Below are 17835 nucleotides of genomic sequence, written 5' to 3'. Positions count from 1 at the left end.
ATCAACAAGGACATTCCCTGTATGGTGGCTAAACAACTTTGATTTATTTATTTATTTTTTTGTTTTGAATTTGATAATTACTATAGTTAAAAATCTACCTCACTAGCACATTCAAGGTATGTATAATATTCAGCTCTTTTATCGCTTACCCTAACCAATTATATTATAATCCACTGGATACCAATAGGGCTAACCTCCTTGTATTTTAAGCGCTTAATCTAGGTTTTAAGCTAACCATCATCAAACTTGGCGAACAAGCTTTATAACAATACTCTAAAGCGGAACAACATATAAAAATGAAAATATTTTTACTTACCCATGAGCGTGAATTACATAGAGGAACGAATACCGGCTCTCTTGCTTTAGAAAATTCTCAGAACATTGTTGAACGCATACTTTGGGAAAGGATAAATCCTAATAAAGAACTTATGAGATTAATAGAAAATAATGAAGCGGTATTATTATATTCGAAGGGCGAATCAATAGTAGAGGGCGATACATCACCTGCGGTCATTGAAGAATATGAAAACATTATAATTATTGATAGCACATGGCAAGAAGCAAAGAAAATGTTCAACCACAGCGCTTATTTAAAGAATGCGGCACTATTTACGTTGAAAACGGGAAATAATTCTTTATACAAACTTAGGGCCAATCAACCTGAAGGTGGTCTGTGCACCATCGAATGTATAATCGAAGTCTTAAAAATTAAAGGGCAAGATAAAATAGCATCGGAATTATTATTAAAATTTGACCAATTTAATGGCTAAAATTTAACAATAAGTTTCAACCGAAAATAGATAACAATACCGTAATGTTTACGTGTGTGAGATTGATTTAATGTTAAACGAACGTGCTACTTAATACTTTGAAAATTAACTATTTTGTTTTGTATTAGTGCCGCCGGATGATAATCACTAAAATACCAAAGCAGACATTTGTATAATTAGCTTTCCAGCGAAACAATGAGTTGTTATTATTCAGTCAAATATTGTTTAATTTCAGTGGTAAAATTAATGTTCAGCCACTTTAAAATAATAAAGAAGCGTGCCTATGCCTCAGGACAATATGCGTCAGGATAATATGCTCCTGCATTATCTAATAAGGTATATCCAGTACCGCCTACATTGTCTAATAAGTAGCATCCATGCTACGTTTCGATCAGAGACTTCGAACATGACGTTTACAGCAAGATCCTGAGTTAACTCATAAGCATGTAAAAAATTAAGCTTGCTCCGTCTGCATACGCCGACTACACAGCAAAAATATAGTATCTAACAAAGAGATAAAACACATGGTTAAAGGACTAACAACTTTAAAAGTAATATTGCCCTTACTCTTATTACTTAGCGCTTGCTCGGAACAACCCGAAAGTAATAGCACTCAAGCTGAAAATAAAACACAATCGACTATTGAAAAAGAGCAACAGCGGACGAAAAAACAACACAAAGATTTAGCACCTATAGCTGTAGAAGAGGCTGTTAAAAATCCAATCACTGTTGAATCCGCAGAGCTCAGTCAACGTGACAGACAAATTGAAGTATTAGATATTGCAGAGCGTAGTTTTGATGGCGGTAATGCCATAGCGGTTACTTTATCTGCGCCGTTAAATCCAGCATTGAAACATGACGACTATTTCTCACTGACAGAGAAATCTGGTGCAAAAGTAGATGACAGCATTGTATTATCTAAAAATAATAAAATCGTTTATTTTCCTTTTATTGAGCCATCTAACACCTACAAACTAACGGTGTACAAAAATTTAAGTGCGAAAAATGACTCTCAACTTAAAGAAGATGCTTTTAAAGAAATAACTACCCGTCCGATACTTGCCAGCTACAACTTTGCCAGTAAAGGTTCTTTTCTCCCGTTGAAGCAGCATAACGGCTTACCTATTGAATTAGTTAACATCAAAGAAGTTAATGTTAATTATTTTAAGGTACCTGAAGATCAAGTTGTAGAATTTCTAAGTAATAAAGATTCTTTTCAAAATAAGGTTTACCGCTATTACGCTCAACAAAGTATTAGCCGCACTGAGCTGGTTTATTCAGCACACTACCAGTTCAACGGGCAAAAAAATAAGCGCCGAACTTTTAATTTACCTATTCAAAATATTGAAGCTTTATCCACACCGGGTATTTATCTTGCGGTAATGACTCAGCCAAGTGATATTTACAATGACATTTCAATGACGCATTTTATGGTCACTGATATAGGCATGCACGTACGCGTTTATAAAGAGCAATTAGAAGTTGCTTTAAATAGCTTAACCGATCAAAAAGCACTGTCCGGAGTCGAAGTTACCTTATTAAATAATAAAGGTAAGCAAATAGATCAATTCAAAAGCTCCCCCGACGGCTTAGGTACACTCAGAACAAAAAATGATGCTAGATATATTGTTGCTCATTCAGGGGCGTCTTTTTCTGTGGTTCCACTTACCGGTCCAGCTTTAGATTTATCTGAATTTACTCCCGCTCATCGTCCCTTTTCTGCCCAGGAAGTTTTTGTTTATAGTGCACGTGATTTATATCGCCCCGGTGAAACAATTGATTTAAACGCGCTATTACGTGATCAAGATGGTCAACTAATTAAGACGACAAACCTGAAAGCGCGCATTAAAGATCCCAGTGGTCAAACGGCTAAAGAATTTACTTGGCGTAGCATCAGTGATGGTTATTTTTATCAGCAATTTACTATTCCAACAGATGCCAAAACAGGGACTTGGCTACTAGAAATCCGTAAATATAAAAAGGTTTTAACTACCTATAGATTTAAAGTGGAAGAATTTTTGCCAGAGCGTTTAAAGCTTACTTTTAACCAAGACGAAACAGCTAAACTTTATCAGCTTAAAGACAAACTAACCGTTAATGTCTTAGGTGAATACTTATATGGTGCACCAGCATCCGGCAATCGCTTTGAATCACGTATTGCCATTACACCACAGCGTCAGCCATTTAATACCTTAAGTGATACATTAAAAGGTTTTCAGTTTGGTAATAGTATTGAAAAAAATCTAAGCCAACAATATAAGTTAGCCGACGTAAAATTAGATGCTAAAGGCAAAGCAGCAATCACCATAGAAAACCGCTGGGCTAAAGTTAAATCCCCAGTACAAGTTACCTTACAAGCCAGTTTGTTTGAAACAGGTGGTAGAGCCATTTCAAGACGGCATCAAACAACGGTAATTTCGGGTAATAAACTCATTGGTATTAAACCTCACTTTAAGAATAACCCAGAGCCCAATAGCCGTGTCTCTTTTGATGTCGTGACTACCAATGCAAAAGGCGAATTAACTAAAAGCACCGCCTTAGACGTTAAATTAGTCAGAGAAGACCGTCGTTATTTTTGGGAGTTTAATAATAGTGAGGGGTGGCATTATCGTTGGTCCGACAGTGAATTTGTTGAATACAACAGCGCTGTCGATACTAACGCGGATAAAGCGAGTCAATTAGAAGTACCGGTTGAATACGGTCGATATCGCTTAGAAATTCTCGATGTAGCAAGTAAAACCATGACCAGTGTACGATTTTTTGCAGGTCATGACTGGTACAGTTCATGGCAGGATAATCAATCATCTTCGCAAGCTGCGCGCCCAGATAAAGTTTCTCTCGCCTGGGATAAAGAGTCGTATAATGCCGGTGATGTGGCGCAATTAAGTATTGTGCCACCTAAAGCTGGTGAAGCACTACTCTTAATAGAATCTAACAAGCTGCTCTATTCTCAGCGTATTACCATACCTGCAGAGGGGCTTAATGTGGCGATAAACATTGATGAAAAATGGCAGCGACATGATATTTATGCCTCAGTAGTACATTTACAATACGGCGATAATAAAAAACGTATTACACCTACCCGTGCCATTGGTTTAATTCACTTACCTCTTAACCGAGAGCCGCGTAAGCTTGAACTTGAGATAGAGTCTGCCGAGGAGATTTATCCTAACCAACGCTACCAAGTTAAAGTTAAAGTAAATGGCCTTAATACTCATCCTGAAAATCGCCCTAACAAACAACAAGCTAAATTGACCTTAGCTATGGTAGATGTTGGCGTGTTGAGCTTAACCAATTTTGAAACACCTGATGCGCACCAGTTCTTTTTTGAGCCAAGACGTTTTCAAGTAGACAGTAGAGATTTATATCAAAACTTAATTGAATTAAATGATGCCCCACTAGCGAAACAAAAATTTGGTGGCGATGCAGAATTAAGTCGCGGTGGTAAAAAAGCACAAGCTGAAGTACAAATACTGTCGCTATTTAGTGGTTTAGTCACTGTTGATAATAATGGCTATGCAACAGTGGCTTTTGATATTCCAGATTTTAACGGAAGAGTACGCTTAATGGCGGTTGCTTTTACTGATAATAAGTTTGGCTCAACTGAGAGTGAAATGACTATCGCTGCGCCTATTGTGAGTCAAATTGCTATGCCACGCTTTTTAGCGACGGATGACCAATCGACTTTTGCTCTTGATTTGCATAACTCCACCGACCAAAAGCAAACCTTAACCGTGGCGTTAACTACCTCTGATCCAGTTAGCCTTACCAACGCTGACAAAAGCAACAGCCAAGAAGTTACCTTAGCTGCTAAGGAAAAAACGACTTTGATCTACCCTGTGTCCGTGGGTAGTCTGGAAGGACGAGCGAAAGTATCACTCAGCGTACAAGGCGTTGAGGATTATCCTATCGAAAGAAACTGGCATATTGCCGTACGCTCAGCTTATCCAGCGCTCATTGAGTACAAAAATACCACGCTAACCAAAGATCAATCATTTAGTTTTAGCCCAAGTGATTACGCGCATTTGAAAGCAAATACCCTTGAAGCAGTATTATCGGTAAACAATATGGTTGAATTTAACAGCCGTGAACAAATGAAGCATTTACTGAAATATCCTTATGGCTGCTTAGAGCAATCAACCAGTTCAACCTACCCATGGTTATACGCGAATGATGATATTCTCGATTCGCTCAATTTAAAAAATGCGACAAATAAAAACCGATTGGAAAGTATCAACCATGGTTTATCACGTATTCAAGCCAAAGCATTAAAAAATGGTAGTTATGGTTTATGGAGCAATACCAGTCAAGAAGAACATTGGTTAACCGCTTATGTAGGGGATTTCTTAACAGATGCTAAAGAGCAGGGGATTGGTGTTAATCGTAAGCAATATCAAAAAACGATGGCTCGTTTAACCAGTTACTTAAAAAATCAAAATGGTAGTTATACCAATCGTTGGTCAGAATCGGTTAAACATTATGATTTTGCCTACCGTGCTTATGCGGGATATGTCTTATCTCGACACAATAAAGCCTCGTTATCTAAATTACGCGACCTAGCTAATCATAAAAGCAAAGATGCTGAAAGCCAGTTAGCCTTAGTTCACTTAGCACTCGCGCTTAAAAATCAAGGTGATGACGTTAACAGCCAAGCTATGTTTGCTAAAGCGATCACCCTTGAGCGTGGCACTAAATATTTAAGTGATTATGGCTCAGTTACTCGCGATAAAGCATTGATCATTCACTTACTCATTAAACATCAATATCAACTTGATTATGCCTTTGATACAGCACTGGTATTGTCAAAAACACTCGCGGATAAAAAATATTTAAGCACACAAGAGCGTAATGCACTGTTTCTTGCCAGTATATCTTTAGAGCAAAGCGAACAAAAAGATTGGCAAGCACAGTTGACCTTTAATCAAGCAAAATCAACGATCAAAAAAGCAGGTGCTTACGCTCAAAAACTATCGGCAACCGATTTACAGCAAGATTTAACCTTAACGAATAACGCTGATGATCGTCTTTATGTTAACTTTGCCTATCAAGGCATTAGTAAAATTAAACCTGAAGCAACAACGGGTGATTTGACTATTGAGCGAGATTATTACGACAGCAAAGGTCAGCAGATTGATGCAAGTAAATTAAAAGTAGGGGACATGGTCTTAGTCGCTATTCGTGTTTACTCAGAGCGTCGAAGCCCAGATTTATTAGTGGTTGATTTATTACCTGCAGGCTTAGAGCTAGAAAATCAAAATTTAGGCCATGCCATTAAACTCGACAGTATTATCTTTGATGGTAAGCCCGCCAGTGAATGGCAAAAGAAAACCAAGATATTACATCAAGAGTTTAGAGATGATCGTTATGTCGCGGCAATTGATGTTGGTTATCGAGGCACGAGTTACTTGTTTTATTTAGCGCGCGCGGTAACACCAGGAAAATACAAGGTACCAGCGCCGTTAGTTGAAAACATGTATCAACCCGATAAAAATGCAGTAGGCAATACGCTAGATACCATTGAAATTACTAACTTATAAAATAAAGCAGGCGGCAAGCACTAAGCGATTTTGGCTCACCGCCATTTTCGCTAGTATGCTGCTATTGTTTTACTGCTTGCACCTTGCTTATCCACTTAACATCCCCAAAGCGGAAAAAAGCTTTGCACAAGTGGTTTATGCTGATGACGGTCGTGCGTTACGTGCTTTTGCTGATAGTAATGGCATATGGCGTCAGCAAGCTGAATTGCACTCTGTTTCACCCCTTTATATTCAAGCGCTATTAACCTATGAAGACCAGTATTTTTGGTCTCATTTTGGCGTGAATCCAGTGGCATTATTACGTGCTTTATACTTAAATTGGCGTTGTGGTTGCATTGTTTCTGGTGGCTCTACGCTTAGTATGCAAGTTGCGCGAATTTTACATCCACACAGCCGGTCTATCCGCGGAAAATTGCTACAAATTCTACGTACACTACAATTAGAATTCAGCTTATCGAAAAAAGAAATTTTAACGCTCTATTTAAACTATGCACCTTTTGGCGGCACTGTTGAAGGGGTTGAAGCGGCAAGTCAGGCGTATTTAGGGAAATCAGCTAAGCAACTTAGTCATGCTGAGGCAGCGTTGCTGGCGGTATTACCCCAGAGCCCATCAAGAATACGTCCAGACCGTTATCCACAAAAAGCTGAAAAAGCACGTAACAAAGTACTAAAACGCTTAGCCAGCCAACAAGTATGGTCTGATGCACTGATAAAAAGTGCCCAGCAAGAACAAGTTTATGCTGCTAAGCCAAGTCGACCTAACTTCGCACCATTATTATCAAGAAAGTTAATTCAACAATTTCCACTGAAAAAACAGATTAACAGCACCATTGATTATGATTTACAGATAGGTCTTGAAGATCACTTAAAGAGTTTTATCAGTAGCCAGCCGGATAAAAGCTCGGCAGCAGTATTGGTGATCGATAATAAGAATGGCACGGTAAAAGCGTATATAGGCTCAGCTGATTTTAATGATAAATCTCGTTTTAGTAACGTTGATATGATCAGTGCTATTCGCTCTCCGGGATCAACCTTAAAACCGTTTATATATGCTAGCGCTATTGATAAAGGCTTAATTCATTCACATAGTTTATTAAACGATAGTCCGCGTTATTACTCTGATTACAAACCAGAGAACTTTACCGGTCAGTTCAGTGGACCTGTTACCGTACAAAGCGCATTACAACGATCCTTAAATGTACCCGCCGTTCAAGTACTTGAGCATTTAGGCGCGCAAAATTTTTATAACCAATTAGCGTCAGCGGGTATCAAATTAACGTTACCAAAATCTTCAAAACCTAATTTATCCATCGCCTTAGGTGGTACGGGTATTAGTTTATGGCAGTTAGTACAAGCGTATTCGAGTTTGAGTAATCAAGGAAAAGTATTATCACCTCGTTATATTGATGACTCAGTAACAGCGGCCCCACGTTATCTAATGAGTGAAAGTGCAGCTTGGATCACCTATAAAATGCTCATTGATAATCTTAGGCCTAATGCTCTGTTAAGTGAAAATATTCGTAGGACAACCAATGATATTGCTTGGAAAACAGGCACAAGTTATGGCTTTAGAGATGCATGGGCTATCGGCACAAGTGCAAAATATACCCTTGGTGTCTGGCTAGGACGCCCAGATGGTACGCCGCAGCCCGGTCACTATGGCGGGTTAACGGCCGCTCCATTATTATTTAATATATCTGATGTACTTCATCAAAATGATCATGTTTGGCTTAACAAACCTGAAAAGGTTAGCAAAACGGAAATCTGCTGGCCGTTAGGTAAAAATAAAAAACAGACCGCTAAAGATCTTTGTCATGTTTCACATGAGGCATATACACTGGCAGGTCTGACACCTAATTCTTTGCAAGCTATCAATCATGATAAATGGCAAATGAACCCACAACCTTATTGGCAAGAGACATCAACGGGATTATTAACTGACTTTGCATGCTCGGGTGTAAAAACCAAGCACTATATCGCATTGTGGCCAAAATCACTTGAACCTTGGTTACCCAAAAAATTTACTCGCGCTGCGATGTTACCGAAAAAAAGTCAACGCTGTCAAAAATTGACAACACCCAACTTTGGCAATATTAAAATAGTTGGCTTAGCAAAAAACACCGAAATTATAAGGCTCAACACCAATAAACCTCCACTCATTCCATTGTCAGTATTAGGTGCTATCGGTCTGCTTGATTGGTATCTTAATGGCAATTTTGTAAAAAGTTTAGCCAGTGACAAAATATTTTTTTATGCGGCTGATAGCGATGGTGAACAGCAAATAGCGGTAATAGATCAACATGGCAACAGTGACATGATTACCTTTCAAGTAAGCAACAGTAGATAAACGTATTCTTCATGACGACAATTCTAAAAGTCTTAAAAACAATGATTTAGGAGCTTATTTTTAGTTTGTTTCTATATGTTAACTTCTACTTACCGTTACCGTTGATTAAACGAGAGCCATAAATGTCAACTTTAGCGGTGAAGCAGAAGTCATGAACTTATCATCTCTAACTTCTCAAGGCGCACAAAGAAGGACATGGCCGCTGAACATCAAAAGGCTGGTTAAAGTCATAATATAAGGCTCACTAATGCCACTTAGAAGACGTTAACATTTGAGAACTTATACGAAAAAATCTTTGTACGTTTTGATCTACAGCGGACATGGTTGAACAACCACATTACGTTCACAGCTGTTTAGGTTTGTTAGATACCAGTCGCGACAAAACACCATAAGATCAACAAGCTTCACTCCTCAGGCTGGTGTCTAACAAACTCCAGAGAACGAAACCGCGTGAACCAAGTGCTTACTATGGGGAATGCTATATCGTGGTAGGATGTTTTACTGGGTAATTTTGAATTAGCGCTTGTTGTAGTTTGACTTTAGTTGGCATAAACGACTTATTAACGAGTAGAAACTCAATAAAGTATAGCGTCGTATTCGCTATTCCGGTGTTTTTGGCAAAACGATCCCTTATCAACATTCGATAATAGAGACACTTATTTCCATTTGCTAATTTACAAGCTTGATTGGTGGTGCACGAGGTTTTAACTGACAAATAAGAATACCTTTAATAATCATTGGCTCTCTACATTCTGGGCATGTAAATACAATACTTTTTGCAGCTGGAAGTGATTTATCCTTAACTAATTCCGGTGTGGTTACTTCAAGCACTTTTACATTGAGTAGACCCTTAATTTTAGTTAAATTCTTCTTACAAGTCGTATTGGCAATCAAGCCATAATGCCTGATACGTTGAAACCCTGAAGGTAAAGCATGCAATAAAAACCGTCGTATAAATTCACCATGGCTTAATGTCATCGTTCGGTACCGCTTTGACGCTTCAGCACGATAGTTTTTACAACGAAACGTGACGTCCTTTTCATCACTTTTAACCAAGCGACTATTGGATATCGCTACGCGGTGTGTATAACGAGAAAGGTAAGTGAAAACAGCTTTAGGCCCTGCAAAAGGTCTTTTAGCATAAACTACCCATTCTTTTTTTCGTAATGGCGTAAGCCATTTCCTAAACGACACCTCCTCTTCAAGCGACTTACTTTCACCAAAGAATATCAGTTGATTTTGTTGATAAGCTTCAGCTAATTTCTCAAGATATAAGCGACGAAAAAATCGAGATAACACACGAACAGGAAGGAAGAAGCCTGATTTACTCGATACCCACTTTTCCCCATCAAGTGATAAACCACCGCCTGGTACAATACCATGCACATGCGGATGATGTGTCATCGCAGAGCCCCATGTATGAAGGACAAAAGTAACCCCTAATTTAGCGCCAAGTCGCTTTTCATCAGCACCTATCGTTAGAAGCGTTTGTGCCGCCGTTTTCAGTAATAAGCCATACATTATCGACTTATTGTAATAGGCTATTTCTGCGATTTCTTTTGGTAAGGTAAAAACCAAATGATAATAATCGACAGGTAGCAGTTGCGCTTGTCTCGCTTCAAGCCATCTTTTTGCTGAGCTTGCTTGGCATTTTGGGCAATGCCTATTACGACATGAATTATAAGAAATATGAGTCTTATGACATGATTGGCAATAAAGTTGATGCCCACCTAAAACCTCTGTTCGACAATTTTCAATGGCTGACATGATTTTCAATTGACTGAGGTTAATATGTCCTTGATTGCGTTCACGCCATTGTTGACCGTGCTGTCGAAATATATCGGCGATTTCTAATTGAGGACGAGTCATGATAAATACTCACGACTTGTCCTTATTTTTAGTCTTATCCTTGTTTTCTAAAGCGTCAAGTGGACTGATAACTTCGCGTAATAAGTTTGTTGCGACCTGAGCATATAAAGCCGTGGTTCCTAATTTAGCATGCCCAAGCAATACCTGTATGACACGTATATCAAAATGCGCTTCAAGTAAATGTGTTGCAAAGCTGTGACGTAAGGTATGCATCGATACCTTTTTATTAATGCCAGCGTTCTTGGCCGTTGTTGTACAAATTCTAGCAAGCTGACGACTCGTCATATGATTAATCGGATTAAGCCCAGGAAACAACTTCGCTAACGCGAAGTCCTGCACCATAAGCAACAGAAAATGCAGCATGGTATTTAGGATGAGCAGCGGTTGTAAGGAACAGCTTTATCTCTTCTAGACTCAAAATAATGGGTAACTTACGGGCGACCGAAACAGTTATTAATTTGGTGAGTAACTGCGGTTTATCTAACGTGACATTATATAAAAACCTCAAACCAGAAAGGGTGCTATTAATCGTTGTTCCTGTTGCGCCGTCTTCAACTAAAAACAATTGGAACTCGCGCAAATTGTCACGGGTAGCGTTTTCAGGTGAATGTTTCAAATATTCACATAAACGATTTAGTGCTCGGACATAACCTATTTGTGTTTTAGCCGTAAGATTACGGATAACCATGTCTTCAGTGAAACGTTGGCTCAGCTCAGGATCAAAATAAGTAGAAAAAATCATGTTAAAACTCCTCGTTAATTGAGGAGAAATGCCTCAATACTAAGAGTAGAAAAGAATATGAAAGGATAAGGGATTTAAAGAATTAGCCAAGAGCTCCAATACCGCGGAGCGGTTTAGTTCATTTCCTGATAGCAGACGTTCCCCTATAGATTAAAATATGAGTCTTTTGATGATGACTTTTGTCAATGAGTCGTTCAGCCTGAATGTGAACTAAGCGCACTATCGAGACATGATCACTTTTACCACCAAGTGAACGCTAATGTTTTTCAGTATTGACAACTTATACATGAGCCTCAACTTGATGGTTCAAACTAATTTGAACCTTGTTGTTGGTGGTAAAAGGGGTACAAAAATCATCTTAATCACATGTTCAGCAATACCTGCACCATTATCATGTCTTAATGGGACCGAGTTATAATGATCAGTAAATCAGTTGCAGAACCACTAGTATTAACCAAGGCGACTAAGCTTCTATTATTTGTTAGTGCTATTTAAATTTTATTTTGTCGCTATTTTATTAATAATGGTCGCTTTTTTACTATATTTACCAGTCTTCCTAATTTAGTCTTATTGTAGATTTGCTATGTAGTAACTGCAAACGATTTAAACTAAACAATAATAAGGGTAAACAATGAAATTTAAATTAAAGTATGTTGCTGCAGCAACAATATTAGCATTGAGTACAACAGCTGCTCAAGCAGGTAACCCAACATCAAAGCTAGATGTAATCGTGAAGTTGAATGCTAACTTAGCAGTGTCTGGTCACGAGTCAAACAAAAGCAATGCCAAAAATATTGCCGCTGGTATGGGCGTAGGAGCAGTTAAATTTTCATATGGCTCGGCATTTTTTGGTTTTGCCGCTTCAGTGACTGAAGGTCGTTTGAACGCTTTGCGTAATAATCCTAATGTTGCCTCAGTTGAATTTGATGGTGAAAAAAGCATTAACAAAGGAAAGCCTGGTTCTGGTGGCGGTACTCCTTCCCCACAAGTGATGCCTTGGGGCATTTCGCGTACTGGCGCAGACTCCAATAGTAATAGCGGTGCTGGCGTGCATGTTTATGTACTAGATACAGGTCTTGATTCCGATCATGCAGACTTAGCTGGCAATATTGGCAACGGTATGGCTTTTGAAAACTGTAAAGGTAAAGACTGTAGTCAACCATGGGATGACGATCATGGTCACGGAACTCATGTTGGTGGAACGATAGGCGCAATTGATAACAGTCAAGATGTTGTAGGTATGGCTCCAGGTGTTACATTACATGCTGGTAAAATCTGTTCAAGCCGTGGCTCATGTCCTAATTCAAGTACAATTGCTGCGCTTGATTGGGTTACATCTGAAGTAACAGCACGTGGCGAAGCCGCTGTTGTTAATATGTCTATTGGTGGTGGCGGAAGTGTAACGGGTACCTGTACTAATAATGGTTTTACTGGTAATGATTCATATCATGAAGCGATTTGTAATGCTCGTAATGCTGGTGTTGTTGTAGTTGTTGCCGCTGGCAATGACAGTGATAATGCTAAAAATTACACTCCTGCTGGTTACGCTGATACTGTAGTAACAGTTAGTTCAGCCAAAGAAGGCGACGATTGGAATAGCTTCTCAAACTGGGGGAATCAAAGTGCAAGCTGGACTAGTAATAATTCTGCACCAGTAGCTATCGCGGCACCAGGTGGTAGCATTTTATCACTTCGTAAAGGCGGTGGAACAACAACAATGAGTGGAACGTCTATGGCATCTCCACATGTTGCAGGTGCGGCGGCTCTTTATTTAGCAAGCAACCCACAAGCAGCAAATGGCAGTGCTTTTGTAAATACGCGTGCTGCTTTATTACAATCAGCTGAAAGTACAAATGGCTTTAGCAATACTTCAGGCGACCCGCACACAGAAGATTTTCTAGATGCAAATAATCTATAATTGTTAGTTAGTTAACAAAGCTTACAGTAAAGTCCTAACGTTAACTCGTTAGGACTTTTTAATTTTTAGGGAGGCAGTCACTTAAAACGGTGACTTCAATATTGTAGCCAACTTTTTTCCTACAATCCGTGTTTTTTCATCAGTAGGAATAATTAAAGTTACATATGTTTTCCAACCTCAAGCTCAACTTCGAAAATTTAAATTATCAATAACCTTAAATAGACTGGTGACATGGTCTAATTGATACGACTAAGCACCAATCATAGAAATCGGTAGCTATACTCCTAAATTGGTACACACTACGTGAGGCGAAAAACAGGCTCATAGTTAACATTCAAAGAGATAATATTAACGGCAACTATGAGCTTGCAGCAGTTATAGAGATTTTTCTCATTATATAACTGTATTTTTCTTTTTTGATTATGAAACAAGTCTCAAAATCGATTTTTGTAACGTCCGCTTTTCTAATGATTTTCAATTCTGCTGTCGAATGTCTTAGGTCAACTAAATGGTCATGAGTTGACCTAGACAAACACTATCAATTTCAATTTTTTATTCCGCTTAGCGCACTTTTTTGACGTTAGCTTTTGGTGAGGACAAACTTACAAAAACTCATTCATCTAAGGTCATTAGCAAAAGTGACGATTAACTCAAATTCCCAAATCGGTTTAATTTTTAGCACTGATATTTATGAGTACTAATGTTCCTTTAGTGCGCTAACCGGAAGTCATGAATCAAAATCCCAGGATTTATTATAGTCTGGTGTAATACCTGATAACATACTTTAGTACACGCTGGTATCGCTGTCAGTATAGCGAAAGTATATCAGTTGGAATCAAAGCTAATGTTGTAGGTCAGGGGCGTTATCTGGTGCTGATAATTTGCCACAATGGGCTCGAAGATAGTAATCAAATTTTCCACTATCAAAGTACCCTGTAAGCGCTAAACCCAGAGTTATTTTGCGACACTCTTAACCTCCTTGATAAGTTATTCACCCGTAAGTTCCTTTGCCTTAAGTTCTAATGCAATATAGGAAAAGTTAAAGCACATTTCATCATCCGAACCATAACCTCCGTAAACTATTTCATCGCTATAATTTTTAAAGGTGCAATCGACAGACAGTTGGATTTGTTTAAATCGATTCTTCTCAAAACGCTTTGGTTCTGCCAGAGTAAAGTCTCTTTGCCAATCAATATCCCAGCGTGGGATCGATAAAAGCGTCTCTGTTTCGCCGTTTTCATACACTAGTGCCGTGCTTCCTGAAGCGCCAAAGGCGTGCATATGTACGTTAGCAGAATGAATTTCCACCGCATTAACACTTTCCATTTGTGTTTCTGTTATCCACGCAGTGTAGTTGGCAATGCGTTTCAGTGAAGCATTAACTGAGTAAGTATTCTGTTGTCCCGGATTGATTACCATGGATTGGTTTTTTTTGCTGTTAAGCCAACCGTTGTTGGTTAAAGGGTAATGAATTGCCGGTTTTTTTACGGAGTCGGCAAGGGTAAAACTCAGCTGACTTCCTGGATCTTTTTCTCCTGGAGCAAAAGCCGAATAATAGTGGACCTGCAAAATCAAAGCCGAACCTTTTTTGACTGGAACACCGGTATTCTTAGGAAAATGATAACCGTCCATTCCTGGGGCCCAGTGAGCTAGCCAATAATTATTTTGACTTAGTTTTTTTACTCCTTCAGGATGTTTTTTTTCAAACGAACGTCGTGTTTCGTCATCGCCCAGCCGATCAGGAACCGCGCCGCCGAAGCATTGATAACCAATGCCTTCTTCTTCGGCTGCTAACTCCTTAAACATGTCGGTGACTTCTGGTCTTGCAGCAAAAAGAACGATGTGATGAACTACTTTTGTATTACCGGGGATAGCTTTAAATCCAGTAACAAATTTATCTTTGGTTTCAGGCCAATCGACGATAAAACATCGATAGTCATCTTTTTGATTTTGTTTAGGCAAATAAGCTTGCTGTGCACTTTTCAGTGAAAGATCGGCATTAAAAGAGTTAGTTATCTTGTCTTGTTCAAGTTTGAACCCTGTTGTTTCCGTTGGTTTATTCCCCTTAGGATAACCCGCCTCAGCCCACTGTTCAAATTGTGTGAGTTGTCGATGGGACAAAGAGATATCATCCTTATAAATTTGATGACCATTTTCGGCTAGCCATGGGGGCATACGCCTTTGTTGCACTGCAGAATTTATTGCGGCGTGATACAGATAAGCTTGCTCGGGATCCTCGAAAGAAAATGAAATTCCTTTTGATGAATGACACCCCAAACAGTTTTGTTCAATGATTGGTCTGATATCTTGGTAATAATTTGGTGTGTTTTTTTCAGCCGCACTAATATTAGCAGTACTGATGAGTAGTAGCGTTAGCAAATAAATGGGCTTCATATCAATTCCGGTTGGTGAGCTGGTCGAGATTATTATTAGCTAACAATTGCTTGAGTTTAAACAAGTCGTCGCTATTAAGATGGCCGCTTGTGCGCCAAATGGGTTTCCCTTGGTGATCAATAATAACCACCGTTGGCACTGTAGTGATAGCGAGAGACTGTTTTAACTTACTTTGTTGATCAAACCAGAATCGATTTCTGTGTTTCTTATAGAGCGGATGTTTTGCCAAATAATTCTCTGCATCGATGAATTTGTCGTCTATGCTGATGGCGTAATAAGGAGATTGGGTCGCTGCACTGATCTTGTCTAAGTCGTACATAAAACCCGCACAGCTATGACACCAACTCGCCCAAAATTGAAGCAGCGTATATGTTTTTTCTGTCCGTTGGACTAGAGTTGGCTGAGGTGAAATTACCTGGCTAAACGTGCTAATTTTTTGATTTTTATCGAACGGCACAAGTGAGTCGTATAAGACGATACTATTAGCCGAAATGAAGTTACTTTGAGCTATTGCCAGAATGAACAAGGCTATTTTAAAAAATCTATCCATAGAAAAATTACTTGCTGATGCGCTGTAGGACCAACATATTCACCGAATTAGACTGCGATAGCAACTAAATGGTAACGGTCGACTAATTTTGGATACTTTATGAGAGATATTACTAATGCTTCAAGCGGGTCATAAATGAACTTACTCCAATTTGTACTGTTACAATGTTGAAAATAATAACTAACTTCAATCTCATTTAGTGATTGGTAATTTCAAACATGATGCGTAGCCACAACTAATTGTACTGTTGAATTTTCTCATGACGTGATTCGTTTCTCATCATTTATGAATATCCACACATCTAAAAAACACCATTCATTCTATTTCTCAACAAGTTATAATGAGTTATTGTTTGGTTTTAAATTTTTTTATTTATAGTGGGAAGTTCTTTTGTCTATTATCCCTAATTTTACCGGTAAACGCTGGTTAAAAATATCATTACGTACCGCCCACTTAGTTGGCTTTGCTGGGGTTTTTGCTTCGATCTTAACATCAAGTGAACAAGATGTTTATTGGGGCATTACTATTGTAAGTGGCTTAGGTTTATTAAGCTTAGAAGCATTATCTAACTTTGTCTGGTTTGTACAAATTAGGGCACTAGCTATGTACATTAAATTGATTCTACTCACCTGTGTTTTCTTTTTTAATGAATATGCTTGGCATTGTTTAGTTGCGATAATTATTATTTCAGGCATGATTTCTCATGCGCCAAGTTCGGTGCGTTATTATTCATTTGTTCATGGTCGAAAGATTACTTCATTAAACGACACTAAAGGTTAGAAAAGGTTAGCTTCAATTGAATCATTCCCCGTTATTAGAAAAAGCTATAGAGTTATTACGTGAGGTTAATAGTGAAGAGCCTGTGCTTGACCTTGCCTGCGGTAATGGTAGAAATGGCCTTTACCTTATAAATCAAAATATCGATGTGGTATTTTCGGATATAAAAGAGTCGGCTCTCGAACAAGTGAAAAGTACGCTAATAAGCCATCATGACGAGGACAAATCATCGGCGAAATTTTGGCAAGTTGATTTTGAGCAAGACAGTTTTGAGCAAGAGGAGTTAAAACCTTTAGCGGGTAAGTCCTTTTCAGCAATTATCGTTTTTCGTTATTTGCACCGATCTTTATTTGAACAAATCAAACAAGCTGTTACTGCTGGGGGTTATGTTGTTTATGAAACCTTTAGCGTAGATCAGCCCCAATTTGGTCGACCTAAAAACCCTGATTTTTTATTAAGACATGGTGAGTTGGCTGAACTATTCTCTGATTGGCAAATTATCCATAGTTTTGAAGGCATCATTGATGCAAAAAATGCTGATGCTGAATCTGGAAAACAAGCTATTGCCCAGATTATTGCAAGGAAACCTTAAACCTGATTGATAATAGAATTTAAGGTTTTTAGTAAGCTGGACTATTTAACTATCCAGAGTGCAGGTTAACTAGAGTTGCGGTTTACTCTTAGCCAATAAGTTAATTCTAGAAAAATAGTGCCTTCTGTAATGTCTGCAATCAAAATAACAGACACCCACTGATATGACAAAACTATGAACATTGAAGAGATTATGTAGCAGATAAACTATTATTTCTAGCTGATTTTTTTGCTATTGAAGTTTGTGCTTATGCAGTTATAAGTAATCACAATCATATAGTTGTATGCGTTAATGAAAAAGAGTTTAACTCATGGTCAATTCAATAAATATTTTAGCGTA

11 protein-coding genes are annotated in these 17835 nt (G+C 38.5%); 6 read left to right on the top strand and 5 right to left on the bottom strand.

Features of this window, described 5'->3' with window-relative positions:
- Window positions 1–296: 296 nt before the first annotated feature.
- From CXF85_RS11265 to pbpC, 3 genes are all read left to right on the top strand, one after another.
- Complete coding sequence (locus CXF85_RS11265) at window positions 297–770, top strand: tRNA-uridine aminocarboxypropyltransferase (protein ID WP_101228633.1); 474 nt, start codon at window positions 297–299, stop codon at window positions 768–770.
- Between the two features lie 524 nt (window positions 771–1294).
- Window positions 1295–6307: an alpha-2-macroglobulin family protein gene (locus CXF85_RS11260; protein ID WP_101228632.1), complete on the top strand. Its 5013-nt coding sequence runs from the start codon at window positions 1295–1297 to the stop codon at window positions 6305–6307.
- Complete coding sequence (gene pbpC, locus CXF85_RS11255) at window positions 6288–8654, top strand: penicillin-binding protein 1C (RefSeq protein WP_101228631.1); 2367 nt, start codon at window positions 6288–6290, stop codon at window positions 8652–8654. The genes CXF85_RS11260 and pbpC overlap by 20 nt, the downstream gene beginning before the upstream one ends.
- Window positions 8655–9323: 669 nt before the next feature.
- Here the strand turns inward: pbpC and CXF85_RS11250 are convergent.
- From CXF85_RS11250 to CXF85_RS23100, 3 genes are read right to left on the bottom strand one after another with little or no spacing between them, the layout of a single operon-like run.
- Entirely contained in the window at window positions 9324–10523 is a 1200-nt protein-coding gene (locus tag CXF85_RS11250) for an IS91 family transposase (RefSeq protein ID WP_101228630.1), read from the bottom strand.
- Between the two features lie 9 nt (window positions 10524–10532).
- Window positions 10533–10808 (bottom strand): tyrosine-type recombinase/integrase, encoded by a 276-nt coding sequence (locus tag CXF85_RS23105; protein WP_232771164.1) that lies wholly within the window; start codon window positions 10806–10808, stop codon window positions 10533–10535.
- 13 nt (window positions 10809–10821) lie between these two features.
- Window positions 10822–11265, bottom strand: a complete 444-nt coding sequence (locus CXF85_RS23100; RefSeq protein WP_232771163.1) for a tyrosine-type recombinase/integrase — start codon at window positions 11263–11265, stop codon at window positions 10822–10824.
- A gap of 631 nt (window positions 11266–11896) precedes the next feature.
- Between CXF85_RS23100 and CXF85_RS11240 the strand changes: the two genes are divergently transcribed.
- Complete coding sequence (locus CXF85_RS11240) at window positions 11897–13183, top strand: S8 family serine peptidase (RefSeq protein WP_101228629.1); 1287 nt, start codon at window positions 11897–11899, stop codon at window positions 13181–13183.
- 987 nt (window positions 13184–14170) lie between these two features.
- On the opposite strand, the gene CXF85_RS11235 is transcribed toward CXF85_RS11240, so the two are convergent.
- On the bottom strand, window positions 14171–15577 hold the full coding sequence (locus CXF85_RS11235) for a monooxygenase (RefSeq protein ID WP_101228628.1): 1407 nt from the start codon (window positions 15575–15577) through the stop codon (window positions 14171–14173).
- A gap of 1 nt (window position 15578) precedes the next feature.
- The gene (locus tag CXF85_RS11230; protein ID WP_101228627.1) at window positions 15579–16127 is read right to left on the bottom strand and encodes a TlpA family protein disulfide reductase; all 549 of its coding nucleotides are present in this window, start codon (window positions 16125–16127) and stop codon (window positions 15579–15581) included.
- Between the two features lie 390 nt (window positions 16128–16517).
- On the opposite strand from CXF85_RS11230, the gene CXF85_RS11225 reads away from it, so the two are divergent.
- Both CXF85_RS11225 and CXF85_RS11220 read left to right on the top strand, forming a co-directional pair.
- The gene (locus tag CXF85_RS11225; RefSeq protein WP_101228626.1) at window positions 16518–16907 is read left to right on the top strand and encodes a hypothetical protein; all 390 of its coding nucleotides are present in this window, start codon (window positions 16518–16520) and stop codon (window positions 16905–16907) included.
- A 16-nt stretch (window positions 16908–16923) separates the two neighbouring features.
- Window positions 16924–17496: a class I SAM-dependent methyltransferase gene (locus CXF85_RS11220; RefSeq protein WP_101228625.1), complete on the top strand. Its 573-nt coding sequence runs from the start codon at window positions 16924–16926 to the stop codon at window positions 17494–17496.
- The last annotated feature ends 339 nt before the right edge of the window (window positions 17497–17835 follow it).

Origin of the sequence: Colwellia sp. 75C3, from assembly GCF_002836255.1 — a bacterium.
GTDB lineage: Bacteria > Pseudomonadota > Gammaproteobacteria > Enterobacterales > Alteromonadaceae > Colwellia.
This window is presented reverse-complemented; position numbering and strand designations above follow the sequence as displayed.